The following is a 25,430-nucleotide window of genomic DNA, read 5'->3' on the forward strand; positions in this document are numbered from 1 at the left end:
TTTGGAGCTACATCCATGGAACCTGTTGTTAAGATGAATAAGCGGATGCCGGTCGCTACGATGCTGGATCCAAAGATCGTGATGCCCGCGATCAGAGCCTCGTTCGGCAAGCTCGATCCACGGCTGATGATGAAGAATCCAGTGATGTTCGTGGTCGAGATCGTGGCGGCGTTGACCAGCATCATCTTCCTGCGTGATCTCGCCACCGGCGGGGCCGACCTCTTCTTCACCTTCCAGATCATTCTCTGGCTGTGGTTCACGGTGTTGTTCGCCAACTTCGCCGAAGCAGTCGCCGAAGGTCGCGGCAAGGCGCAGGCCGAATCGCTGCGCAAGACACGGACGGAAAGCCAGGCCAAACTGCTGAACGGCTCCGATGGGACCTATCGTCTGGTGCCCGGCACCAGCCTCAAGATGGGCGACATCGTTCTGGTCGAGGCCGGCGACACCATTCCGTCCGACGGCGAAGTCATCGAAGGTGTTGCGTCGGTCAACGAGGCGGCGATCACCGGGGAATCCGCGCCCGTGATCCGCGAATCCGGCGGTGACCGTTCGGCCGTCACCGGCGGCACGCAGGTGCTGTCGGACTGGATCCGCGTCCGCATCACGGCCGAGCAGGGCTCGACCTTCATCGACCGTATGATCAAGCTGGTCGAAGGTGCGGAGCGGCAGAAGACGCCGAACGAGATCGCGCTCAACATCCTGCTCGCGGGGCTCACGATCATCTTCGTCTTCGCGACCGTCACCATCCCCAGCTACGCATCCTATGCCGGCGGACAGATTTCGGTCGTGATCCTGGTCGCGCTGTTCGTGACCCTGATCCCGACCACCATCGGCGCTCTCTTGTCGGCGATCGGGATCGCGGGCATGGATCGCCTGGTGCGCTTCAACGTGCTGGCGATGTCCGGCCGCGCGGTCGAAGCCGCCGGCGACGTCGATACCCTACTGCTCGACAAGACCGGCACCATCACGCTTGGCAATCGTCAGGCCACCGCCTTCCGCCCCGTGCGCGGCGTGACCGAACAGGAGCTCGCGGATGCGGCGCAGCTTGCGTCGCTCGCCGACGAGACCCCGGAGGGTCGCTCCATTGTCGTGCTCGCGAAGGAGAAGTACGGCATCCGTGGCCGCGATATGGGCGAACTTGGCGCCACGTTCGTTCCGTTCACGGCGCAGACCCGCATGAGCGGCGTCGATGCGGGCGGCTCGTCGGTGCGCAAGGGCGCGGTCGACGCCATCCTCAATTATGTCACTGGCGGCACCCAGCTCGTGGCTTCCGGCAACGTTGCGCGGATGGTGCAGCCGGCGGCGCTATCGGACGTGGGGCGCGAGGTCCAGTCGATTGCAGACGAGATCGCCAAGTCGGGCGGAACGCCGCTTGCGGTGGCGAAGGACGGCCGGCTGCTCGGCGTCGTGCAACTGAAGGACATCGTCAAGGGAGGCATCCGCGAGCGCTTTGCCGAACTACGTCGCATGGGCATCCGCACCATCATGATCACAGGTGATAATCCGATGACGGCGGCCGCCATCGCCGCCGAAGCCGGAGTGGACGACTTCCTTGCCCAGGCGACGCCGGAGGACAAGCTGAAGCTGATCCGCGACGAACAGGCCAAGGGCAAGCTGGTGGCGATGTGCGGCGACGGCACCAACGACGCGCCTGCGCTGGCGCAAGCCGATGTCGGCGTTGCCATGAACACGGGCACGCAAGCCGCCCGCGAGGCGGGAAACATGGTCGATCTCGACTCCAACCCAACCAAGCTGATCGAGGTGGTCGAGATCGGCAAGCAGCTCTTGATGACGCGCGGTGCGCTGACGACGTTCTCGATCGCCAATGACGTCGCGAAATATTTCGCCATCATCCCCGCGATGTTCCTTGCCTTTTATCCGCAACTCAACGTGCTCAACATCATGGATTTGGCGAGCCCGCAGAGCGCGATCCTCTCGGCGATCATCTTCAACGCGTTGATCATCATCGCGCTGATCCCGCTCGCTTTGAAAGGTGTGGCCTATCGAGCAATCGGCGCCGGCGCGCTCCTGCGGCGCAACCTGCTGATCTACGGTCTAGGTGGCATCATCATTCCCTTCATCGGCATCAAGGCCATCGACCTCGCGATCGCGGCCCTGCATCTGGCTTAGCTGTCGTTGCGAGCGCAGCGATGAGGCAGATTTGGAATCTTGCGGACGTCATTCCGGGGCGATGCTTCGAGGCGCCCCGGAATGACGAAGGAAATTAGGAGACAAACATGCTCAGAGAAATTCGTCCTGCGATATTTGTGCTTCTGGCACTCACGCTAATCACGGGCGTGGCCTATCCCCTCGTCATGACCGGCGTCGCCGGCGCGATCTTCCCGAGGCAGGCACAAGGCAGCCTGATCGAAAGAGACGGCAAGGTCGTCGGTTCCGTGCTGATCGGCCAGGAGTTCAAGAGCGACAGATATTTCCATGGCCGGCCGTCGGCGACCACCGCGCCGGACCCGAACGATTCGACCAAGACCGTTGCGGCACCCTATAATGCGGCCAATTCGGGTGGCTCCAATCTCGGTCCGACCAGCAAGGCGCTGAACGACCGCATCAAGGACGACGTCGAGAAGCTGAAGGCCGAAAATCCTGCGAGCTCGATCCCGGTCGATCTCGTCACAACGTCCGCCAGCGGTCTCGACCCTGACATTTCGCCTGAGGCTGCGCTATTCCAGGTGCCTCGCGTCGCCAAGGCGCGCAGGATGCCAGAGGAGCGCGTCCGCGACCTGGTCAGCCAGAACACGCAGGGCCGCCTGCTCGGGCTGCTTGGCGAGCCACGGGTTAACGTGCTGGCGCTGAACCTCGCGCTCGATGCGGCGGCCAAATGAGGCATGCGAGGCTCGCGCAGCCACCTTGCCTGTGTCTATAATGGTCCATGGCAAATCAGCGTCGCGATCCCGAACAACGGCCCCTGCCGGAAGCCCTGCTGGAGGCAGCAAAGCGCGAGCATGGCGGCGTCGGACGGCTGAAGATTTTCGTCGGCGCTGCGCCCGGGGTCGGTAAGACCTACGAGATGCTGCAGAGTGCGCATGCCCGGTTAAAGGGCGGAGCCGATATCGTGATCGGCTTCGTCGAGACCCACGGCCGCGCGGAGACAGAGGCGTTGCTGCGTGGGCTCGAAATCACTCCGCGCAAGCGGCTCGAATATAAAGGCCAAATCATCGAGGAGATGGACCTTGATGCGGTGATCGCACGCCACCCGCGGATCGCGGTCGTCGACGAGCTTGCCCACACCAACGCGCCGGGCAGCCGCCATCCCAAGCGCTACCTGGACGTCGAGGAGTTGCTGTCGCGCGGCATCGACGTCTATACGGCAGTCAACATCCAGCACATTGAAAGTCTCAACGATGTGGTCGCCCAGATCACGCATGTGCGGGTGCGCGAGACCGTGCCGGATTCGGTGTTCGACCGCGCGGATGAGATCGAGCTGATCGATCTCACGCCGGACGATCTGATCCAGCGGCTGAAGGAGGGCAAGGTCTATGTCCCCAAACAGGCCGAGCGCGCGCTGGAGCATTATTTCTCGCCGGGAAACCTGACTGCCCTGCGCGAGCTGGCGCTCCGCCGCACTGCCGAGCGGGTCGACGAGCAGCTACTCACCCATATGCAGGCCAATGCGATCGCCGGGCCCTGGGCCGCCGGCGAGCGCATCCTGGTGTGCGTCAGTGAGGATTCGCGCGCGGCGGGGCTCGTGCGCTACACCAAGCGGCTGGCCGATCGGGTGCACGCGCCCTGGACCGCGATCAGCATCGAGACCCGGCGCAGCCTGCAACTGACCGATGAGGAGCGTGATCGGCTGGCGGATACCCTGCGGCTGGCCGAGGCGCTGGGCGGCGAGGCCCTCACCATTCCCGGTGTGGAGCGGCGCATTGCCGACGACATCATCAAGTTCGCGCAGGCCAATAACGTCACGCAGATCATCATCGGCAAATCCACGCGTTCGCGACTGTTCGAGATCATGCGCGGCTCGGTGGTGCATGACCTGGTGCGCCGCGCCGGCAATATCACCATCAACGTGATTGCCGGCGAGGAATTGCCGGCGGCGCCGGTTCTGAAGAATGCGGTACAGACGGCCGCGCGCAGTGAACCCTTTAATGCGCGGCCCTATCTGATGGCGCTTGCGATCTCGGCAGTTGGTCTTGCCGTCGCTGAATTGATCCAGCCATGGTTCGGGGTCGAGAACGTCGATTTGGTATTCCTGACCGCCGTCGTGGTGGTCGCCGTGCGCTATGGCTTGTGGCCATCGCTCTTGGCGAGCGTCGCGGCCTCGTTGTGTTACAATTTCTTTTTCCTGCCGCCGGTCTATACCTTCACGATCACAGATCCGACCAACATCGCGGCCTTCTTCTTTTTCATGCTGATCGCGATCCTGGTGTCGAATGTCGCAGGCCGCGTGCGCACCCAAGCCGACACGGCGATCGGCCGCGTCAGGATGACCGAACAGCTTTATGCATTCAGCCGCAAGCTTGCGGGTACGGCGACGTTGGATGACGTGTTGTGGGCGACGGCGTATCAGACCGCGCTGATGCTGAAGGTCCGGGTCGTGCTGTTGTTGCCCGAACAGGGCGTGCTGACGGTGAAGGCCGGCTATCCGCCCGAGGATCAGCTCGACCAGGCCGATCTTGCCGCCGCGAACTGGGCCTGGAGCAACGACCGGCCCGCGGGTCGCGGTTCGGACACGCTGCCCGGCGCCAAGCGCTTGTTCCTGCCGATGCGCACCGGCCGCGGCTCGATCGGCGTGATCGGCATCGATAACGACCGAACCGGACCGTTGCTGACGCCGGACCAGCGCCGGCTGCTCGACGCGCTGGTCGACCAGGGGGCGCTTGCGATCGAACGGGTCTTGCTGGTGGAGGACATGGATCAGGTCAAGCGCACGATTGAATCGGAGCGACTGCGCTCGGCGCTGTTGACCTCGATCTCCCATGATCTGAAGACGCCGCTCGCCTCCGTGCTCGGCGCCGCGTCCACGATGCGCGATCTCGAGAGCGGTCTTTCCGACCAGCAGAAGCGCGACCTGCTGGCCACGGTGATCGACGAATCCGAACGGCTCAACCGTTTCATCGCCAATCTCCTCGACATGACCAAGCTGGAATCCGGTGCCATCGTCCCGAACACCGCGCTTCACGATGTCGGCGAGATCGTGGGCAGCGCGCTTCGGCGCGCCGGCAAGATCCTGGCGCGGCACAAGATCTCGCTGGAGTTGGACGCGAATCTGCCGATGCTGGAGCTTGACGCCGTGTTGTTCGAGCAGGTGCTGTTCAATCTCTTGGACAATGCCGCCAAATATTCGCCGCCGGAGACCACGATCTCGATCCGGAGCTTGCGCGACAAGGATTCGGTGTCGCTGCAGGTCGCCGATGAAGGCGAGGGCATTCCGCCGGGAGAGCTGGAGAGCGTGTTCGACAAGTTTTATCGGGTACAGAAGACCGACCATGTGCGTCCCGGCACCGGTCTGGGCCTTGCCATCTCGCGCGGCTTCATCGAGGCGATGCACGGCAAGATCTTTGCCGCTAACCGCAGCGACCGCCGCGGCGCCGTGCTGACCATCCGCTTGCCGATTCCGGCGCAAGTCAAGACTCTGGACACCGCTGCATGAGTGCGCGCCCGATCAAGGTGCTTGTCATTGACGACGAGCCGCCGATCCGCAAATTGCTGCGGATGGGCCTGACCACTCAGGGCTATGAGATTCTCGAAGCGCCGAACGGCAAGGCGGCGCTCGAATTGCTCGCGCAGCGCCCCGCGCTGGTCATTCTGGACCTGGGTCTGCCGGATATCCAGGGTCATGAACTGTTGCGGGTGATCCGGGCACGCGACGACAGCGTGCCGATCGTGGTATTGTCGAGCCGCGGCGATGAGGCCGGCAAGGTGCAGGCGCTCGATCTCGGCGCCGATGACTACCTGACGAAGCCTTTCGGTATGGACGAGCTGCTGGCGCGCCTGCGCGCGGCGCTGCGGCATCAGTTGCAAGCCCAAGGCGAGCGGCCGGTGTTTCGCACAGGCGACCTCTCGGTCGATCTGGTGCGTCGCATCGTCAAGGTCGGCGACCGCGATATAAAGCTGTCACCAAAGGAGTACGAGCTCTTGCGCGTGCTGGTGCAGCACGCCGGCAAGGTCCTAACTCACCGCTTTCTCTTGAAGGAGCTTTGGGACGAACTGACCGACGCGCAATATCTTCGCGTCTATGTGCGTCAGCTCCGGCAGAAGATCGAAGCCGACCCCGAACGTCCGCAATTCGTGCTGACCGAGACCGGCATCGGCTATCGCCTGCGCGCGCCCGACTAGCGCCGTCCTTGTTGCAAATGTGGAACCAACGCCTGCGGCAATGATTTACACCATCGCCACCGGGAGGATCACCATGGCACGGAAATACTCCAGAAAAGCATCGGCGAAGGTCGGTCGCGCGATGAAGAAACGCAAAACCGGCACATTGAGAAGCGGACGTTCGGGCCGCAAGGTCAAGAGCCGCAAACAGGCGATTGCGATCGGGCTGTCGGAAGCACGCCGGGAAGGCAAGAAAGTGCCGCCCAAGAAGTCTTCAAAAAAGCGAAAGAGCTCAAAGAAGCGGAAGACGTCGAAGAAGCGGAAGTCGAAGAGGTAGGCTCCGTTATTGGCAGGAGCGAAGCGACGAAGCAATCCAAAATCGCGGCTCTGGATGCTTCGCGGAGGCGAAGCTTTGCGCCCACCCATTGGCTTGCAATCGCGATTTAGCCGGCCTTGCGGTGCCTTGCCGGCGAGCGCTGTGCCTTTCTGGCCGCGCGGCGATGCGAGGTGCGACGGCGTTCTGCCGCATGGCTTGGCCGTTTTGCGGCGGCTCTGCCCTTTAGGCTCTGCTTCAACGCATCCATCAGATTGATGACATTGCTTGGCCGCTCCTCCGGCTCGGGCAGCTTGATCGGTTTGCCGGCGGCCTTGCGCCGCACCAGCGTCTTCAATGCGTTTTCATACTCGTCCTTGAACTGCGAGGGATCGAAATGTGCCGCCTTGCTGCGCAGGATATGCCCCGCAAGCTCGACCATGTCCTTCGTGATCCTTGGATTCCTGATGTCCTCGAAATAGTCGTCGGCGTCGCGCATTTCATAGGGAAAGCGCAGCGTCGTGCCGAGCAGGCCCTTGCCGCAGGGTTCGATCGCGATCACATGCTCGCGGTTGGTGAGCACGATATGGGCAAGCGCCACCCGGTCCTGGTCTTTCATGGCGTCGCGAATGACGGCAAAGGCATCGACGCCGGCCGCTCCGTCCGGCGCGATGTAGTAGGGATGGTTGAGGTAGCGTTCGTCGATCTCGTCCTTGGGGACAAAACTGTCGATGTCGATCGTATGCGTACTTTCGATCTGGATAGCGTCCAGCTCCTCCTTGTCGATCTCGACGTAGTTGCCCTTGCTGATTTCATAGCCGCGCGCCTTCTGTTCGCCCTCGACGACGTCGCCGGTCTCGGAATCCACCATCTGCTGCTTCAGCCGGTTGCCCGTCTCTTTGTTGATGAGATGAAAGCGGGTCTTTGCCACCGCAGTTGTTGCCGGATAGAGGACGACCGGACAGGTCACCAGCGAAAGCTTGAGCGAGCCTTTCCAATAGGCGCGGGGGGCCATTCACGATCTCCGAACGTTTCCAGTACGTTACAGGAACCCCAACGGGGGTTGCGGGTTTTGGTTCCGGATAGGTGCGTGATAGGGTTTCGCGCCATCCGAACCAGCGAGATCGATCGTGCTGCTGAGAGAGCTCTCTACCTATCGGAAGAAGCGGGATTTCGGGAAGACCTCGGAGCCGTCGGGCGAGACGCCAGTCTCGCCGTCCAAGCGGTTGCGTTTCGTGATCCAGAAGCATGCCGCGACGCGGCTGCATTATGATCTGCGGCTCGAGCTCGATGGCGTCTTCAAATCCTGGGCGGTGACCCGCGGCCCCTCGCTCGATCCGCATGACAAGCGGCTGGCGGTCGAGGTGGAGGATCATCCGCTCGACTATGGCGATTTCGAAGGCACTATCCCAAAAGGCGAATATGGCGGCGGCACCGTGATGATCTGGGACCGCGGCTATTGGGAGGGCGAGGATCCCGCACGCGGCTTCAAGAAAGGCGACCTCAAGTTCACGCTCGATGGCGGTAAGCTGCATGGGAGCTGGGTGCTCGTGCGCATGCGCCATGACCGCACCGGCGGCAAGCGCACCAACTGGCTCCTCATCAAGCATCTGGACGAGTTTGTCCGCGAAGGTGAAGCCAACGATATCCTTGAGGAAGATCGCTCCGTCGCCTCAGGCCGGACCATGGAAGAGATCGCGGAAGGAAGGGGCAGGTCGCCCAAACCGTTCATGACGGCAAAGAACGGCCGCGGCAAGCCCGATGCCGTCTGGCATTCCAATCGCGGCGATGGTGCCGCTGCGCGTCCCGCAACCAAGGCGTCCGCGAAGGCCAGGAAGGTCTCGTTAATGGCAGACTTCGTGGCACCAGAGCTGTGCACTTCGGTGGAGCATCCGCCCAGCGGAGAAGGATGGGGCCACGAGATCAAGTTCGACGGTTACCGGGTGCAGTTGCGGGTCGAGAACGGCGAAGCCACGCTGAAGACGCGCAAGGGACTGGACTGGACGGACAAGTTTGCCTCGATCGCCGACGAGGCGAGCGCGCTGCCCGACGTGATGATCGACGGCGAGATCGTCGCCCTCGATGCCAAGGGCGTGCCGAATTTCTCCGCGTTGCAAGCCGCGATCGCGGACGGCAAGACCGACAAGCTGATCTTCTTTGCCTTCGATCTGCTGTTCGCGGAAGGCATGGACTTGCGGCGCCTGCCGCTCTCCGAGCGCAAGGCGCAGCTCAAGCGGATCCTCGATGCGCAGCGGGGCAAGGCGAAATGCATCCACTATGTCGAGCATTTCGAGGCCGACGGCGAGGCGGTGATGGAGTCGGCGCGAAAGCTTTCGATGGAGGGGATCATCTCCAAGAAGCTCAGCGCGCCCTATCGTTCCGGCCGCTCGGAAAGCTGGACCAAGACGAAGACGCGGCCGGGGCATGAGGTCGTCCTCGGCGGCTACAAGACAACCAACGGCAAATTCCGCTCGCTGCTCGCCGGCGTCTATCGCGACGGCCATCTTGCCTATGTCGGAACGGTCGGCACCGGCTTTGGACAGGACACGGTGCGGCGGATCATGCCGGCACTCAAGAAGGCGCAGTCGGACGAGAATCCGTTCGGCGGCAAGAACGCGCCGCGTAAAACGCGCGAGGTGCATTGGCTGGCGCCCGAACTCGTTGCCGAAATCGAATTCGCCGGCTGGACCGGCGACGGCAATATCCGGCAGGCGTCGTTCAAGGGCTTGCGGCAGGACAAGCCGGCGAGCGAGGTCAAGGCGGAAGAGCCGGTGATGACCAAGGTGGCCAGGCCGGTCGCGCGCGCAAGGACTGCGCTGCAGCGCTCCGCGAGGCCGGAGCGCAACGGCTCCGAAGTGATGGGCGTTGTGATCTCGAAGCCCGACAAGGAGTTCTGGCCCGATGGCGGCGACGGCGAGCCCATCACCAAGCTTGATCTGGCCCGCTATTTCGAAGCGGTGGGCGACTGGCTGATGCCTCACATCAAGGGCCGGCCCTGCTCGATCATCCGCGGTCCCGACGGCATCACCGGCGAATGCTTCTTCCAGCGGCACGCCATGCAGGGGACGCCGAAATATCTGGAGCTCGCCAAAGTCTCGGGGGACCGCAAGCCATATTTGCAGATCGACCGGATCGAAGGACTTGCCGCTGTGGCGCAGATTGGCGGTCTCGAACTGCATCCCTGGAATTGCGCGCCTTATGCCTACGATACGCCCGGGCGCCTGGTATTCGATTTGGATCCGGCACCTGACGTTGACTTCACTGAGGTGGTTGCGGCCGCCAGGGAGATGCGGCAGCGCCTGGCCGATGTCGGCATGGAGAGCTTCTGTAAAACAACCGGCGGCAAGGGCCTGCACGTCGTGGTGCCGCTGCTCCACGGCGCCAAGGACAAGGTGAGCTGGAAAGAAGCAAAGTCCTTCGCACAAGGCATCTGCCAGTGGATGGCGGGCGACGCGCCGGAGCGCTACCTGCTCAACATGTCGAAGCGGCTGCGCAAGGGAAAGATTTTCTTGGATTACCTGCGCAACGACCGCATGTCGACCGCGGTTGCGCCGCTATCGCCGCGGGCGCGTGTGGGCGCCACCGTCTCGATGCCGCTCACGTGGACGCAGGTGAAGGCCGACCTCGATCCGAAGCGCTTCACCATGCGCACTGTGCCGACGCTGCTTGCGAAAAGCAAAGCGTGGCAGGGCTACGATGATGCAGCGTACGCGATCAAGGCGGCGATCGCGAAGCTTGCAAAAAAGAAGGCTGGCTGATTGCGGCGCACTCGCCCATCATCCTCCACAGGACGCCGCGGCTCCGCCTCTGGAATACTGGACCGCCCGCTTTCGCGGGTGATGACAGCCTTATCAAAGGGAAAGAGGAGTGCGCTCTAAATCCTGCCCAACAAAATCAGGATCAGCAGGATGATAATGACGAGCCCGAGCCCGCCGCCGCCGTAATAGCCGGTGCCATAGAACGGCCCGCCGCCGAGGCCGGAAAATCCGCCGAGCAGGGCGATGATGAGAATAATCAGGACAATCGTTGCAATCGACATAAACATCTCCTCCAGCCGCCATTGAGCGAGCGCCTCGGGCGGAAAACCGATTCCAAAGTTGAAGGTTCCGGTGTTGCGATGCGATAATTCGCGCCGTGATCTTTATTTCCAGCCGTGGGCAACTACATCGATCGGCATTGTAAGGACTTCACCGAGATGTCCGCACCGCTCGTCGTCTCGATTCCGCATCAGCTCGGCCGCGAGGAGGCAACGCGCCGTCTCAAAGGCGGACTGACGCGTGCGGCCGCGAGCGTGCCTGTTCTGAAGGTCGATGAAGAACGCTGGGAGGAGAACCGGATGTTCTTCCGCGTTCGCGCGCTCGGGCAAGCCGCTTCAGGCCAGATCGATGTCACCGACGATCAAGTTCGGCTGGAAGTGACGTTGCCCTGGCTGCTGCAGCGATTTGCCGAGGTCGCGCAGACTGCGATTCGCAATCGCGGACAATTGCTTCTCGGCAAGAAGAGCTGAGATTGTTTGCGCGCGAGCGCTTCGCTTCGAAACACGCCTTCATCTCGCCGCGTTGCAGCAATGAAGTCTGTGCAAATCGTCGCTCCTCGCCGGCATTAACTTGTCGTTAACCAACTCTCAAAATACTGAAGTACGCGCGGAGGGAGGGAACCGACCTGGAGTCGGCACGAGATCCGCCGGGCCGTCCGGCCATTCGATCCCGGACGGCCTTTCGCTTTTCAGGCACTCGCGCGCTGCCGGATTCGTTTAGCCGGCGCTTCGCTTCGCGCTCTCAGGACGGCGGCAGGAAAATGCACAAACAGCGAGGAGAGGCTGATCTCGCCGCCGCGCGCGTGCGCGCCTTCGAGCGTCAACCCCCGCAGATCGATGCTGCCCTCAAACTGCTCGGCGCGCGGCCAGGTACGGCCGCCTTGCGTGAATGGCGCAAAGGATTTTGCGGCCACGGCGATTGCCGCATCGCGGCCGCGGCGCCGTGCGAAGGCAATGACGTGATCGCGATCACGGCCTGTGACGTCGAGCGGCTGATAGTCACCCTGCGTGAAAACGTCGGCGAGCTCGTTGCGCAATTTCAAGAGATGCCGCGTCCAGGCGAATTTGATCTCGCCGCTTCGCCACGTTTCGGCGAGGCGCTCCCAGTCAGGCCTTTCGATGATGGCCAGGAGCTTCTCGCGCGCGGCAAAGTCGACGGGCCTGCGGTTGTCGGGATCGACCAGGGAGAAGTCCCAGAGCTCGGTGCCCTGGTAGAAATCGGGTACGCCCGGCAGCGTCGCTTTCAGCGAAAGCTGGCTCAAGGAATTGAGTGCCCCGAGCAGCGCAAGCCGCTGGGCCACCGCGTCCAGCGCGCTCAAGAATTCGCCTGAGATGGAGAGATCGAGAATGCGGGCGATGAAGTCTCGCAATCCCGCCTCGTAGGCCGCGTTGGGATTAAGCCAGCTCGTCTCCTGCTTGCCCTCGCGCGCCGCCTTCAATGCATAGACCTGGAAGCGCTCCAGGAAGGTCGGATCGTGGCCACTCACCGGCCAGGCGCCGAGAAGGGACTGGTAGAGCATGTATTCCGCGGTGACCGAAGGCGCGCGCATCTCCCCCGTGATGACGAGGTGCGGCGCGTTCAAAACCTTCCATCGGGCCACGATCGCCGCCCATTCATCGGCGATTTCGGTGAGTGCGACCAATCGCGCTCGCGCATCCTCGCCGCGCTTGGTGTCGTGCGTGGCCGTGGCCGTCATGCCATGCGGCCATTGGTCGTTGCGCGCCGACATCATCGCGTGAAATGCCGGGATCGAGAGTCCGTTTGAGGCAGGATTGCCCCCGACCTCATTGAGTGCCAGCAGGCGATGGTAGCGATAAAAGCCCGTGTCTTCGAGCGACTTCGCCATCACCGGACCGGTGAACTGTTGCAGCTTCAAGGCAAAGCGGCGCACGCGCAGCGCGCTGTGCGCCGGCCGCCCGGGCTTGAGCAGGTCCATGGTGATGGTATCGCGCAGAAAATCGAAGATGCCGTCATCGGCGGCGAACCAGTCCGCGCGCGCCAGCTCGATCGTCTGCTCGATCAGCGCTCGGTCATGTGCGGTCGGGCCCGGCACCGTGATGTAGGTGCGGTAGACCGGGAAATGCAGGATGTAGAGCTCCAGCGCCTGCCGCAGGCTGTCCGCAGAATAGTCGCGGGTCGAATAATGACCGTTGGCAATCCTGGCAAGCAGGCGCGACAGCACGATAAATTCGCTGGTCAACAAGGTTTCGAGCACGCGCCGCTTGGCTTGCTTCAACACCGGATCGAGCCTCGGCGGCGTGTTGCTGATCTGGCGCCAGATCTCGTCGAGCGATCGCAATCCCTTGACCTCGATCAGCACCTGCGTGATGGCGTTCATCCACTCATAGCCGGTCGTGCCATGCACGCCGGAGAAGGCGGGCAACTGCTCACCCCCGCCAAGGATCTTTTCGATCACGACATAGAAGGGGGCAGTGTGCTGTCCCTGCGCCTCGCGGATCAGGCGACGCAGCCTCTGGCAATATTGTGCGGGATCGCGCAGGCCGTCGATATGGTCGAGCCGAATGCCCTGCAGCTTGCCCTCGGCGATCAGGCGCTTGACCAGACGGTGGATGGCCTCAAACGTGCCGGCATCTTCGACACGCAGGCCGGCGAGCGTGTTGATATCGAAGAACCGTCGGTAGTTGATGTCGCTCGAAGCGAGCCGCCAATGGCCGAGCTTGTAATGCTGGCGTTCGAGCAGATGATGCAGCGCGAGCGTTTGTGCTGTGCGGCCGGGACCTGCACCATAGGCGGAAAGGCCGCGGGCGATGATCTCGGCGGAGCCTTCGATCTCTCTCAGCTCCGCCTTGAAGGCGGGCGCTTCCTTGCGGTTGGGATGACGGAGGCCTCGGTAACGCGAGCCAAGCTCGAGCATGCGCCTGCCCGTTTCGCTGTTCTCTGCCTCCGCGTGCTTGACGATCACGCGCAAGATTTCGCCATAGCGTTCCGGCGCAATCGGCAGGCGGTGTTCGAAATACCAGCAGGAAAAGCTGCCTTCATCGGGATCATAGCGCAGCTCGATCTCGCCGGCTTCCAGCGCCTCCCCATAAGCGGAGCCGAGGATCGGAATGAGGACGCCGCCGCGTGCGCGATAGGGCAGTTGCTCCCAATCGATATCGAACGAGACCGCATAGGGCGAGGTCTCGCCCCATTCCAACACATCAAGCCACCGGGGATTGTCGGCAAAATGCACCCCGACATGATTGGGCACGAAATCCAGAATCAGGCCGAGATCGTGCGCTCTTAGCGCCCGGCTCAGCCGTTCAAAGCCTTTCTCGCCGCCAAGCTCCGGATTGAGCCTGGTGTGATCGACAATGTCATAGCCGTGTGTCGAACCGTGGCGCGCCTTCATGAAGGGCGAGGCATAGAGATGCGTGATGCCGAGCGCTTGCAGATAGGGGATGATGTCGGCCGCTTTGGCGAAATCGAAATCGGCGGAGAGCTGCAAGCGGTAGGTCGCCCGCGGGATAGCGGGAGGCATGTCACCCTCCGAGACGCCAGAACACCGACCAGGGCGGCAGACGGTCGCCGGGTTCGCCGCCCCAGATCGGCGAGCCCTGGCTTTGTGTTGCGTGGTGGGTGATCTCGGCGGAGGACAGGTTGGCCAGAAGATGCAGGCGCGCACCATCGCCCATGCGCCAGCTCGCCGTCAACAGGCCGTCCTCGCGCGCCTGAGCCTCGCCAAGGGTCGCGCCCGACAGCCGCGGTGCGATCTCGCGTTGGCGCACCTTGAGCAGCCGCTGCACCAGCGCCAGCCGCGTCTGTCCTGCCGGCGTGTGGCGCGATTGCCAGTCGAGCACGGCGGATTGGAAGGTGGTGATGTCGAGCGGATCGGGGACCTCTTCGCCATAGCGCGCATAGGCCCAGGCATATTCGCGGCGACGTCCCTTGCGGACCGCCTCGGCGAGTTCGCCGTGAAAGTCGCAGAAAAAGGGAAATGGCGCCTTCGAGCCCCATTCCTCGCCCATGAACAGCATCGGCGTCATCGGCGCGAGCAGGGTTACCGTCAGCGCCGCCTCGATGCCCTTTGCGCCAGCCAGTGACTCGAGCCGATCGCCCAGCGGCCGGTTACCGATCTGATCATGATTCTGCAGGAAATTCACGAAGGCCGTGGGCGCGAGATGGCCGCTCGGCTCGCCGCGTGGCCTGCCACCCCAAAACTCCGAGACTTCACCCTGATAGACAAAGCCGGAAGCAAGCGAGCGCGCCATGTCGGTGAGCGGCGAACGCTGATAGTCGCCGTAATAGCCGTGGGATTCGCCGGTCAAGAGCACGTGCCAGACATGGTGGTAGTCGTCGTTCCATTGAGCGCGGTACTTGCCGCGCGGCGGCTCCTCGGCGGTGTCGAGCAGGCTTGCGATATTGTCGCCATTCTCCAGCACAAGATGGATGTGCCGGCCGGTTTCGGCGGCGAGTTCGCCGGCCGCCCGGCTCAAGTCATGCAGCATCGGGACCTCGCCCGGCTCGGTGAGGATCTGGTTGATCGCATCCAGCCGCAAGCCGTCGAAGCGATAGTCGCGCAGCCAATGCAGCGCGTTCTCGATGGCAAAGGCGCGCACCTCCGGCACGCGATAGTCGATCGCGCTGCCCCAAGGCGTATGCGCGTCGGTGAAGAAGCCGGGCGCGTAACGCCCGAGATAATTTCCCTCGGGTCCGAAATGGTTATAGACCACGTCAAGAAACATCATCAGTCCGCGCTGATGTGCGGCATCGATCAGCGCCTTGAGATCGTCGGGATGGCCATAGGCGCTGTCGGGGGCGTACCACAGCACGCCGTCATAGCCCCAGTTGCGCTGCCCCGCGAAATCGGCGAGCGGCATCAGCTCGAGCGCGGTGATGCCGGTCTCGACGAGATGGTCGAGCTTGCCGATCATGGCGCGGTAGCCGCCTTCGCGTGTGAAGGTGCCGACATGGCTTTCCAGTAGCACAACCTCGTGCCAGGGACGTCCGCGCCAGTCGCTTGCGTGCCATTGGAAGCGGTTGTGGTCGATCACTTCGCTCGGCCCGTTGACGTCTTCCGGCTGGAAGTCGGAGGCCGGATCGGGCACATCGATCTCGTCATCGATGCGAAATTTATAACGCGTGCCGGCCTTGAGTCCGGCAACGTCGGCGGAAAACCAGCCGTCCCCGCCGCGCTGCATTAGCTGCGGTTGGTCCAGGATCAGGTCCACGCGGCTTGCGGCCGGCGCCCAGAGGCGAAACATGGCCCCAGCGTCGGTCAGGCTGGCGCCGAATTGCCGCGTTCTCATGCCGAACCCGCAAAGGCCAGCACCGAGCGGGGTGGCGCCTTGTGATCGGCGCCCGCGGTAAAGTCGGCCGGGGCTTGTTTGGCCTCGGTCGTGTTGAGGACCTGTCGCCAGCTCTTGTATTCGGTCATCGTCGGCAGCTTGAAGGCGATCTCTTCGAGGGCGGCATTTAGGACGATAAAGATCGGCGGCCGTCCTTGTTCCAAAGGAGCGAGCACATAGGCGAGAAAACGCCCTTCGGGAAATTTCCAGTCTTCCTCCTTCATTTCTTCGGCGTCCGGCCGCAGCCACAACACGCCGAACGAGCCATCGGAGCGCCGCCCGTCGAGCCAGCGCCGGTTGCGCAACTGCGGAAAGCGGCGGCGCAACTCGGTCATGTGGCCGATAAAATCTATGAGATCGTCACCTTCGCGGCCGAGCCCATCCCACAATACCCAGCCAACCTCATTGTCCTGGCAATAAGCATTGTTGTTGCCGAATTGAGTGTTGCCGACCTCGTCGCCTGCCAGGATGAGAGGCACACCTTGCGCCATAAAAAGGCAGGCTAGCTGGTTCTTCCGAAGCTGACGCCGCAGCGCGAGGATGTCGGGATCGTCGGTCGGCCCTTCGACGCCGCAATTGTTGCTGAGGTTGTCGTTGGAGCCGTCGCGATTGTCCTCGCCATTGGCCTCATTGTGCTTCTGGTTGTAGCTGAACAAATCGGCCAAGGTGAAACCGTCGTGGACGGTGATGTGATTGATGCTTGCGCGCGGCACGCGGCCATCGTGGTTGAACAGGTCGGAGGAGCCGGTCATTCGTCCCGAGATCTCCCCGATCAGGCTGCCTTCGCCGCTCCAGTAACGCCGCATCGCGCTGCGATAGCGGTCGTTCCACTCCGACCATTGCGAGGGAAATGCGCCCACCTGGTAGCCGCCGAGCCCAAGGTCCCACGGCTCGGCAACGAGTTTCACGCTTGCCAGCACCGGGTCCTGGCGCACTGCAGTCAGAAAGGAAGAGCGGCGATCGAAGCCGTTCGGGCCGCGGCACAGCGTGGTGGCAAGATCGAAGCGAAAGCCGTCGACATGGCAAACCTCGACCCAGTATCGCAGCGAATCCATCACCATTTGCAGTACGCGCGGATGACTGAGGTTGACCGACGAGCCGCAGCCGGTGAAGTCGTCATAATAGCGCGGGTTGTCCGGCATCAGCCAGTAATAGGAGGCATTGTCGATGCCGCGGAAGCAGAGTGTGGGGCCGAGATGATTGCCCTCGGCGGTGTGATTATAGACGACGTCGAGCATCACCTCGATGCCGGCATCGTGCAGGCGCGCCACGGTGGTGCGAAAGGCATCGAGCGCATTGTCCTGCGCATAGCGCGGCTCCGGCGCGAAGAAGGCGAGCGTGTTGTAGCCCCAGTAATTGGCAAGCTTCCGCTCCACCAGCGCCCGATCGTCGATGAAGCCGTGCATCGGCAACAGCTCGATCGTGGTGACGCCGAGCCGCTTCAGATGCGCAATCATGGCTGGCGATGACAGGCCGCCATAGGTGCCGCGCAGATTGGGCGCCACGTCTTCGCGCTTCTGCGTCAGTCCCTTGACGTGCGCCTCATAGATGATGGTCTCGTCGAAGGGAATGCTCGGGCGGATTTCGCGGCGGCCCCAGTTGAAGGTCTCGTCCACCACGACGGCCTTCGGCATCCCGCGCGCATTGTCACGACGATCGAAGGAGAGGTCCTCGCGCGGGCTCCCGGTGCGGTAGCCGAAATGCGCGTCACTCCACACCAGCCTGCCCGCGAGGCGCTTGGCGTAGGGATCGAGCAGGAGCTTGTTGGGATTGAAGCGATGCCCATGCTCCGGCTCATAGGGGCCGTGGACGCGATAGCCGTAAAGCTGTCCCGGCGAGACGTCGTTGAGATAGCAGTGCCAGACGTCCTCGCTGCGTTCGGGCAATTCGATACGTTCGAGCTCGCGACGACCCTGGCTGTCGAACAGGCATAGTTCGACCTTGGTGGCGTTGGCGGAGAACAAGGCAAAATTGGTGCCCCGGCCGTCCCAGCTTGCACCGAGGCGGGCATGGGTTCCGGCGCTCAATCGCATGTTTTAGTTTTCCGGTACCAGGAATATCGCTGCCAGCGGCGGGATCGTGAGGCTGAGCTCCGGCACCAGCTCCTCTGACGCGAGAACCTCACCGATATTTCCGACATTGCTGCCGCCGTAATGCGCCGAGTCCGAATTGAAAACCTCGTACCACTTGCCGGCAAACGGCACGCGGACGCGGTAATTATAGTACACGTTTGGCGAGAAATTCACCACGACCAGGCAACGCGCCCGCGCCTCATTGCCCTTGCGCATCCAGGCAAACACGTTGTTGTCGGCGTCATCCGTGATCAGCCATTCGAAGCCAGCGGGATCGCAATCCAGCTCGTGCAGCGCGGGCAGTGCGCGATAGAGCCGGTTGAGATCGCGGACCAGCGACTGGATGCCGGCGTATTTCTTTTGCTCGAGCAGGTGCCAGTCGAGCGAATGTTCATGCGCCCATTCGCGCTCCTGGCCGAATTCGCAGCCCATGAACATCAGCTTCTTGCCGGGATGGCCGAACATGAAGCTGTAATAGGCGCGCAGGTTGGCAAAGCGCCGCCACTCGTCGCCGGGCATGCGTCCCAGGATCGAGCGTTTGCCGTGGACGACCTCGTCGTGCGACAGCGGCAGGATGAAATTTTCCGAGAAGGCGTAGTGCAGGCCGAACAGGATGTCGCCATGGTGATGTCTGCGATAGATCGGATCCTTGCCGATGTAGCGCAACGTGTCGTGCATCCAGCCCATGTTCCACTTGTAGCCGAAGCCCAGGCCGCCGAATTCGACCGGGCGCGACACCTGCGGCCAGGCGGTGGATTCTTCGGCCGCCGTGGTGGCCTGCGGAAAACGGGCGAACACTTCGGTATTGAAGCGGCGCAAGAACTCGATGGCCTCGAGATTTTCTCTGCCGCCATATTTGTTCGGAATCCAGGCCCCGGCCGGGCGGCTGTAGTCGAGATAAAGCATGGAGGCTACGGCGTCGACGCGAAGCCCGTCGACGCCGTAGCGCTCGAGCCAGAACAGCGCATTCGACACCAGAAAATTGACCACTTCGGTGCGGCCATAATTATAGATCAACGTGCCCCAGTCGAGGTGCCGGCCCTGCAGCGGGTTGGCGTGCTCGTAAAGCGCGGTGCCGTCGAAATGTCCGAGCCCGTGCGGGTCGTCCGGAAAATGTCCGGGCACCCAGTCGATCAAGACGCCAAGCCCCTCGCGATGGCAGGCATCGACCAAAGCGGCAAAGTCCTCCGGCTGGCCGAAGCGGCTGGTCGGTGCGAACAGCCCCGTCGGCTGATAGCCCCAGGAGCCGTCGAAGGGATGCTCGCTGACGGGCAGAAACTCGACATGCGTGAAGCCGAGATCGCGGGCATAGGCGGGTAGCTGCTCGGCCAGCTCGCGATAGGTCAGCCACTCATTGTTGCCCTTGCGGCGCCAGGAGCCCAGATGCACCTCATAGATCGAGATCGGTGCGCCCAGCGCGTTGATTCCCGCGGGCAGCGGACGCGGATGCCGAATCTTGGTCTCGTCAAAAACGATCGATGCGGTCTTGGGGCGCACCTCCGTCGCAAAGGCCAGCGGGTCGGCTTTCAGCGGCAGCGGCTGACCCTGCGGGCCGACAATGTCGAACTTGTAGTGATCGCCGACCTTGGCGTGCGGGATGAACAGCTCCCAGTAGCCGACGCCGCGCACGCGCATCGGATGCCGCCGCGCGTCCCAGAAATTGAAATCGCCGACCACGCTGACCCGCCGCGCGTTCGGCGCCAGTACCACGAAGGCGATGCCCTCGACGCCGTCGACTACGAGTGGGTGGGCTCCGAGCTTGTCATAGAGCCGTTGATGCGTGCCTTCGCCGAGCAGATAGAGATCGAAGTCGCTCAAGACGGGAGGAAAGCGGTAGGGATCTTCGAGATCGACGACGTCGTCGCCGAACTGGGCGCGCAATTGATAGCGCTCGGGGCCGTTCGGCAGCGCGCCGGCAAACAGGCCGGCATCATGAATGCGGGCAAGCGATGCGACGTCGCCGCGCTCGCCGATCGCCTCGACCTTGGAGGCTTCGGGCAGGAATGCGCGCACCACGGTCTTGTCGCCTTCCTTGTGCAGGCCGAGGTAGCGGAAGGGATCGGAGTGGCGGCCTTCGATGATCGCGTAGGCCTCCGCGGAGAGCTTGTTCATGAGGCCTCGTGGACGGGTTCGGGGGTCAAGATGCGAATGGCTCCGGTGAGCGGGACGCGCAGCCATTCCGGCCGGTGCGACAGCTCATATTCGATCTCGTAGAATGCTTTTTCCAGCAGGAAGAAGTTCAACAGGTCTTGCGCGGCGCGCGGATCGGCGGGCCACAGCCGCTGGTTGGTCATGATCTCGCGGTAACCGGCTATGAAGGCGGCGGTCGAGCGGTCGCGCCAGTCGGCCAGCGCTGCGGCCAGCTTACCCTGTTCGTCCGCCGCCACCTTCAGCGCGCGCTCGAGCGCGGCCGTCACGGAATAGTCGATGGAGCGGATCAGGCCCGCGACGTCGCGCGCGGCCGGGGCCTTGCGCCGCCGTTCGATCAGCGACCGGCGCGGCTCTCCTTCGAAATCGATGATGAAGATATCGTCCTTGACGATCAGCATTTGGCCCAGATGAAAATCGCCGTGATGGCGGATGTTGAGCCCGTCGATATCGGGCGGCAACAGGGCGCGGAGCTGGTCTTCCAGGCTGGGGTGCTGCGCGAGCAGTTGATCGACCAGCGGACGATCGGCCTCCTTGAGGCTATCGCGGCGCTGCTTCAGCGTGTCGAATACGCGCTCGACCCGCGTCATGACGTCGGCGATCCAGCGCTCGGTATCCTCCGGGCGGGTCGGCTCCGGCGCGAAGTCGGCGAGCTCGGAATTGCTCGCAAGCGCCAGGTGCATCTCGGCGACCCGCCGCCCGGTTTGCGCGATCAGGCGCAGATAGGGCGGCAGTTGTTCGCTTTCGCTCGGATGCTCGCTCGCGGCCAGCACCCGCTGCTCGTCGACGAAGCGATCGAGATAGGCCGACGTCACGGTCCAGCCGTCACCCTGGTTCTGCACGAAGGCATGCACCACGCCGATCGCGCTGTGCTGATCGCCTTCGATGAATTCGCAGCTCCCGAGCAGCGCCGGGGTGTTGGCAAAGCCCGCGACTTCGGTGAGAAAGCGGCCGACCTCGATCTCGGGATTAATGCCAGGCTCCAGCTTGCGATAAATCTTCACGACATAGTCGTTGTCGACCAGGGCGGTGGAGTTGGACTGTTCGGTCTCGACCGCGCGAACGCTGTGGGGCTGATGGATCGGGCGGTCCGAAAATTTAGTGGTCGGCCGGAATTCCAATCTCAGGCCGTTCTCGTCGACTGCAAGGTGCTGCCGCAAATTGCGCAGGAACAGGGCGATGAAGATATGATCGCTCGCAACATCGAGCAGCGTGCCTTCGCGCGCGCCCTGGCGCACGGCCGCCAATGCCTTGGGATTATAGCGCTCGCGATCGAAGCGCACCCATTCGATCTGCATCGGCAGTACGTAGCGGCTGGTGACACCGTGCAGCGTGGTCTCGAAGAATGCGAGCCACGGGCGATTGTCGCCGATGTCGCAGAACGGCACGGCGGACGTCACGTGAGGATGGATTTCCTTCGGGTCGCGCTCGGGGAACCAGCGCGTCCGCGCCAAATGCCCCGGCAGCACGTCGCGCTCGAACACGCCGCGCGTGCGGGCGAGCGACACCCAGGTCGAATTGACCGGCACCACCAACGTCTCGAATTCGGGCAACGCGCGCGGCGGCGGCGGCTCCGATTTATCGCGCTCCTGGAGCTGGAACCAATAGAAGCCGTAGGGCGCGAGCGTGACCATGTAAGGCAGTTCGCCGATCGCCGGAAAGCGCGTGCGGCCGAGCATTTCCAGCGGAATGCGCTCCTTCCAGGGCGACAGGTCGAGCTCGGTCGCCTGCGCGGCGCGCGACAGGTTGGCGACGCAGAGAATGACCTCGTCCTTGTACTGCCTGACATAGGCCAGCACCGCGCGGTTGGTCGGGCGGATGAAGGTCATGCTACCGCGGCCGAAGGCCAGCGTCGATTTGCGCACCGAGATCAATCGCTTGGTGGCGGATAGCAGCGAGGACAGGCTGCGCGACTGCGCCTCCACATTGACCGCCTCATAGCCGTAGACCGGGTCCATGATCAGGGGAGCATAAAGCCGCGCGGGGTCGCAACGCGAGAAGCCGCCATTGCGGTCGGGACTCCACTGCATCGGCGTGCGCACGCCGTTGCGGTCGCCGAGATAGATGTTGTCGCCCATTCCGATCTCGTCGCCGTAGTAGATGATCGGCGTGCCCGGAAACGAGAACAGAAGCGAGTTCATCAGCTCGATCTTGCGCCGGTCATTGTCCATCAGCGGCGCAAGCCGCCGGCGGATGCCGAGATTGATGCGCGCGCGGGGGTCATGCGCGTAGGTCGACCACAGATAGTCGCGCTCGACGTCCGTGACCATTTCCAGCGTCAGTTCGTCGTGGTTACGCAGGAACAGCGCCCATTGGCAGTTCGGCGGGATATCCGGCGTCTGCCGCAGGATGTCGGTGATGGGAAAGCGGTCTTCCTGCGCGATCGCCATGTAGATGCGCGGCATCAGCGGGAAGTGATAGGCCATATGGCACTCGTCGCCCTGGCCGAAATACTCCTGGACGTCCTCCGGCCATTGATTGGCCTCCGCCAGGAACACCTTGTTCTTGGAATATGCGTCGAGCTCGACCCTCAGGCGTTTGATGATGGCGTGGGTCTCGGGCAGGTTCTCGTTGTTGGTGCCCTCGCGCTCGCACAGATAAGGAATAGCGTCGAGCCGGAATCCGTCAACGCCCGCATCGAGCCAGCGCTTCATCACCTGCATTATGGCGCTGACCACGCGCGGATTGTCGAAATTGAGATCGGGCTGGTGCGAGAAGAAACGATGCCAGTAAAACTGTCCGGCTTCCGGATCCCAGGTCCAGTTCGACTTCTCGGTATCGGTGAAGATGATGCGCGTGCCCGCATATTTCTGGTCGGTGTCGCTCCACACATACCAGTTGCGTGCGCTCGAATTGGGATGGCTGCGCCGGGCGCGCTTGAACCATTGATGCTGGTCGGAAGTATGGTTGATCACGAGCTCGGTGATCACCCGAAGGCCCCGCTTCTTCGCCTCCTGGATGAAGCGCTTGAAGTCCTTCATCGTCCCGAAATCGGGATTGACGGAGCCATAATCGGAAATGTCATAGCCGTCGTCGCGGCCGGGCGAGGGGTAGAACGGCAGCAGCCACAGTGTGGTGACGCCGAGATCCTGCAAATAGCCGAGCTTTTCCGTCAGGCCGGCGAAATCGCCGATGCCGTCATTGTTGCTGTCGGCAAAGGCCTTGACGTGCAATTGATAGATGATCGCGTCCTTGTACCAGAGCTCGTCGCCGTCAAGAGCGGTGACGGGTAGCTCTTCGGTATCGATGGCTGACAGCACGTTCATGACGCCACTCATGCAAGGCAGCGGAAGAACAGCGCGGGGTCGCGATCAGGATCGATCCGCAAGCGGATGCCGCCCCAATCCAGCGCGGATCGTTCGCCGGTGACAAGGTTCTCCACTGCGGCCGCGTGCCGGCGCTCGCCGTTCACGGTGACCATCGTATCGCCAAGCGGCAGCCAGAATTCGTGGACGCCGCGCGACAGCGCGACCGCCACCGCCACCGTATTGGTCTGGTCGACCGACTGCTTCACGAACCCCGTGACGTTGCCGTCTTCGATCCCGACGAAGCGCAGGTTGGAGGTCTGCTGCAGCGCCGAGTTCTCGCGCCGGATGCGGTTGAGCTCGCTGATATAAGACTTCATGTTGCCGGGCTTATTCCAGTCGCGCACCTTGATTTCGTATTTCTCGGAATCGAGATACTCCTCGCGGCCCGGGATCGGCTCGTATTCCAGCAGTTCGAAGCCGTTATAGATGCCGTAGGTCGACGAGAGCGTGCCCGCGAGCGCAACGCGCGATTTGAACATCCAGGGCTCGCCGCCCTGCAGATGGTAGGGCAGGATGTCCGGCGTGTTGGTGAAGAAGTTCGGGCGGTAGAAATCCCGCTCTGGGTAGCCAGTGAGCTCGTTCAGATATTGCTCGATTTCCCACTTCTGCGTGCGCCAGGTGAAATAGGTGTAGGACTGGGTGAAGCCGAGCTTCGCGAGGCCCTTCATCAGTTTCGGGCGGGTAAAGGCTTCGGCCAGGAAGATGACGTCGGGATGGCGACGCTGCACCTCCTTGATCAGCCATTCCCAGAACCGCAACGGTTTCGTGTGCGGATTATCGACCCGGAAGATCTTGACCCCCTGATCGACCCAGAACAGCACGACATCGCGCAGCGCGTTCCACAGACTTCCGGCGTCCTCCGATGCAAAATCGGGGTTGACGATATCCTCATATTTCTTCGGCGGATTTTCCGCATAGCGCATCGAGCCGTCGGGCCGCCGCTTGAACCATTGCGGGTGCTCTTTCAGCCAGGGATGATCGGGTGAGCATTGCACCGCAAAATCAAGCGCGACTTCCATGCCGAGCGCGGTGCAGGCTGCAACGAACTCGCGAAAATCCTGCAGGGTGCCCAATTCCGGATGCACGGCATCATGGCCGCCCTCGGCGGCACCGATGGCATAGGGGCTACCGGGATCGCCGTCCGCAGCGGTCACCGAATTGTTACGACCCTTGCGGTTGATCCGGCCGATCGGATGGATCGGGGTGAAGTAGATCACGTCAAAGCCCATCGCCCCGACATCCGGAAGGCGCGCGATGCAGTCCTTGAAGGTGCCGTGTCGGCCCGCGACGGTGCTCTGGCTGCGCGGGATCATCTCGTACCAGGTGCCGTAGCGCGCCCGCGGGCGGTCGATGACGAGGGGAAAGAGCTGCGACCGCGTCAGGTCTGGCCGCGCCTGGCTTGCAGCCATGGCATCCTGCAACTCTGCCGTGAGCAGCGCGGAGGTATCGCCATTCTGCAGGAACAGCTCGCATTGCCGGACGATGAGGGCAGCCGTCTCCGGGTCCGGAGCCTCCGCCTTCGTCAGCATGCCCGCGCCTTCGATGGCATCGACGCTGACGTCGACCCCCGCCTTCTGCTTCAACTCGAAACCGTGGCGCCAGGTCGCGAATTCATCGGTCCAGGCTTCGATGGCATAGACATGGCGACCAAGCGTGTCGGGCACGAAAGCGGCGAACCAGCGATCGTTGCTGTGCAGAGTCATCGGCGTGCGGCGCCACTCGCGCTCATTCTCGGGCCGCCAGATCAGCGCCGCCGCAGTGACGTCGTGTCCGTCACGGTAGATATCGGCCCACACCTCGATCCGCTCGCCGACGATCCGTTTCACCGGAAAGCGGCCGCCGTCGATCAATGGATAGACGTCTTCAATATGGAAGGCGCCGCTGGTCGTGGCGCCCTCGACAATTTGAGCAGTTTTGTTCACGGTGATGCCATAGACATGGAATTGAGGTCCCGTTTCGTCAGACAGACAAGGAGACGCTCGCAACCC

The 25,430-nt window shown here is 62.8% G+C and carries 15 protein-coding genes; 7 read left to right on the forward strand and 8 right to left on the reverse strand.

Annotated elements, in window-relative coordinates; all coding sequences use genetic code 11:
- Window positions 1-15 precede the first annotated feature (15 nt).
- From kdpB to P6U23_RS06330, 5 genes are all read left to right on the forward strand, one after another.
- On the forward strand, window positions 16-2,130 hold the full coding sequence (gene kdpB, locus P6U23_RS06310) for a potassium-transporting ATPase subunit KdpB (protein ID WP_407178709.1): 2,115 nt from the start codon (window positions 16-18) through the stop codon (window positions 2,128-2,130).
- Between the two features lie 107 nt (window positions 2,131-2,237).
- On the forward strand, window positions 2,238-2,840 hold the full coding sequence (locus tag P6U23_RS06315) for a K(+)-transporting ATPase subunit C (RefSeq protein WP_407178710.1): 603 nt from the start codon (window positions 2,238-2,240) through the stop codon (window positions 2,838-2,840).
- A gap of 47 nt (window positions 2,841-2,887) precedes the next feature.
- Window positions 2,888-5,611 (forward strand): DUF4118 domain-containing protein, encoded by a 2,724-nt coding sequence (locus P6U23_RS06320; RefSeq protein ID WP_407178711.1) that lies wholly within the window; start codon window positions 2,888-2,890, stop codon window positions 5,609-5,611.
- The gene (locus P6U23_RS06325; RefSeq protein WP_407178712.1) at window positions 5,608-6,297 is read left to right on the forward strand and encodes a response regulator; all 690 of its coding nucleotides are present in this window, start codon (window positions 5,608-5,610) and stop codon (window positions 6,295-6,297) included. Before P6U23_RS06320 ends, P6U23_RS06325 begins: the two co-directional genes overlap by 4 nt.
- A 121-nt stretch (window positions 6,298-6,418) precedes the next feature.
- Window positions 6,419-6,613, forward strand: coding sequence for a DUF6496 domain-containing protein (locus P6U23_RS06330; protein ID WP_407181349.1), 195 nt, complete (start codon window positions 6,419-6,421; stop codon window positions 6,611-6,613).
- Window positions 6,614-6,719: 106 nt separating this feature from the next.
- On the opposite strand, the gene P6U23_RS06335 is transcribed toward P6U23_RS06330, so the two are convergent.
- Window positions 6,720-7,604: a Ku protein gene (locus P6U23_RS06335; protein WP_407178713.1), complete on the reverse strand. Its 885-nt coding sequence runs from the start codon at window positions 7,602-7,604 to the stop codon at window positions 6,720-6,722.
- A gap of 118 nt (window positions 7,605-7,722) precedes the next feature.
- On the opposite strand from P6U23_RS06335, the gene ligD reads away from it, so the two are divergent.
- Window positions 7,723-10,347, forward strand: a complete 2,625-nt coding sequence (gene ligD, locus P6U23_RS06340) for a DNA ligase D (protein ID WP_407181350.1) — start codon at window positions 7,723-7,725, stop codon at window positions 10,345-10,347.
- 116 nt (window positions 10,348-10,463) lie between these two features.
- On the opposite strand, the gene P6U23_RS06345 is transcribed toward ligD, so the two are convergent.
- Window positions 10,464-10,628, reverse strand: a complete 165-nt coding sequence (locus P6U23_RS06345; protein WP_407178714.1) for a DUF3309 family protein — start codon at window positions 10,626-10,628, stop codon at window positions 10,464-10,466.
- A gap of 156 nt (window positions 10,629-10,784) precedes the next feature.
- Between P6U23_RS06345 and P6U23_RS06350 the strand changes: the two genes are divergently transcribed.
- Window positions 10,785-11,096 (forward strand): polyhydroxyalkanoic acid system family protein, encoded by a 312-nt coding sequence (locus tag P6U23_RS06350; RefSeq protein WP_407178715.1) that lies wholly within the window; start codon window positions 10,785-10,787, stop codon window positions 11,094-11,096.
- 218 nt (window positions 11,097-11,314) lie between these two features.
- On the opposite strand, the gene treY is transcribed toward P6U23_RS06350, so the two are convergent.
- The 6 genes from treY to P6U23_RS06380 are packed head-to-tail and all read right to left on the reverse strand — an operon-like array spanning window position 11,315 to window position 25,364.
- On the reverse strand, window positions 11,315-14,107 hold the full coding sequence (gene treY, locus P6U23_RS06355; RefSeq protein WP_407178716.1) for a malto-oligosyltrehalose synthase: 2,793 nt from the start codon (window positions 14,105-14,107) through the stop codon (window positions 11,315-11,317).
- Window position 14,108: 1 nt separating this feature from the next.
- A complete protein-coding gene (gene treZ / locus P6U23_RS06360; RefSeq protein ID WP_407178717.1) occupies window positions 14,109-15,875 on the reverse strand; it encodes a malto-oligosyltrehalose trehalohydrolase in 1,767 nt (588 codons plus the stop codon).
- Window positions 15,872-17,947, reverse strand: coding sequence for a glycogen debranching protein GlgX (gene glgX / locus P6U23_RS06365; RefSeq protein ID WP_407178718.1), 2,076 nt, complete (start codon window positions 17,945-17,947; stop codon window positions 15,872-15,874). The genes treZ and glgX overlap by 4 nt, the downstream gene beginning before the upstream one ends.
- Before the next feature lie 3 nt (window positions 17,948-17,950).
- The gene (gene glgB / locus P6U23_RS06370; protein ID WP_407178719.1) at window positions 17,951-20,098 is read right to left on the reverse strand and encodes a 1,4-alpha-glucan branching protein GlgB; all 2,148 of its coding nucleotides are present in this window, start codon (window positions 20,096-20,098) and stop codon (window positions 17,951-17,953) included.
- Complete coding sequence (gene treS / locus P6U23_RS06375; RefSeq protein ID WP_407178720.1) at window positions 20,095-23,400, reverse strand: maltose alpha-D-glucosyltransferase; 3,306 nt, start codon at window positions 23,398-23,400, stop codon at window positions 20,095-20,097. Before treS ends, glgB begins: the two co-directional genes overlap by 4 nt.
- An 8-nt stretch (window positions 23,401-23,408) precedes the next feature.
- Window positions 23,409-25,364, reverse strand: a complete 1,956-nt coding sequence (locus P6U23_RS06380; protein WP_407178721.1) for an alpha-1,4-glucan--maltose-1-phosphate maltosyltransferase — start codon at window positions 25,362-25,364, stop codon at window positions 23,409-23,411.
- Window positions 25,365-25,430 lie beyond the last annotated feature (66 nt).

Origin of the sequence: Bradyrhizobium sp. STM 3562, from assembly GCF_045571435.1 — a bacterium.
Lineage (GTDB): Bacteria > Pseudomonadota > Alphaproteobacteria > Rhizobiales > Xanthobacteraceae > Bradyrhizobium.

Coding starts and splice junctions, on each gene's coding strand:
- glgX (WP_407178718.1), bottom strand. CDS start 17,947: ATGCGATTGAGCGCCGGAACCCATGCCCGCCTCGGTGCAAGCTGGGAC.
- P6U23_RS06315 (WP_407178710.1), top strand. CDS start 2,238: ATGCTCAGAGAAATTCGTCCTGCGATATTTGTGCTTCTGGCACTCACG.
- kdpB (WP_407178709.1), top strand. CDS start 16: ATGGAACCTGTTGTTAAGATGAATAAGCGGATGCCGGTCGCTACGATG.
- treS (WP_407178720.1), bottom strand. CDS start 23,400: ATGAACGTGCTGTCAGCCATCGATACCGAAGAGCTACCCGTCACCGCT.
- treZ (WP_407178717.1), bottom strand. CDS start 15,875: ATGAGAACGCGGCAATTCGGCGCCAGCCTGACCGACGCTGGGGCCATG.
- P6U23_RS06325 (WP_407178712.1), top strand. CDS start 5,608: ATGAGTGCGCGCCCGATCAAGGTGCTTGTCATTGACGACGAGCCGCCG.
- P6U23_RS06350 (WP_407178715.1), top strand. CDS start 10,785: ATGTCCGCACCGCTCGTCGTCTCGATTCCGCATCAGCTCGGCCGCGAG.
- glgB (WP_407178719.1), bottom strand. CDS start 20,098: ATGAACAAGCTCTCCGCGGAGGCCTACGCGATCATCGAAGGCCGCCAC.
- P6U23_RS06345 (WP_407178714.1), bottom strand. CDS start 10,628: ATGTCGATTGCAACGATTGTCCTGATTATTCTCATCATCGCCCTGCTC.
- treY (WP_407178716.1), bottom strand. CDS start 14,107: ATGCCTCCCGCTATCCCGCGGGCGACCTACCGCTTGCAGCTCTCCGCC.
- P6U23_RS06335 (WP_407178713.1), bottom strand. CDS start 7,604: ATGGCCCCCCGCGCCTATTGGAAAGGCTCGCTCAAGCTTTCGCTGGTG.
- P6U23_RS06330 (WP_407181349.1), top strand. CDS start 6,419: ATGAAGAAACGCAAAACCGGCACATTGAGAAGCGGACGTTCGGGCCGC.
- P6U23_RS06320 (WP_407178711.1), top strand. CDS start 2,888: ATGGCAAATCAGCGTCGCGATCCCGAACAACGGCCCCTGCCGGAAGCC.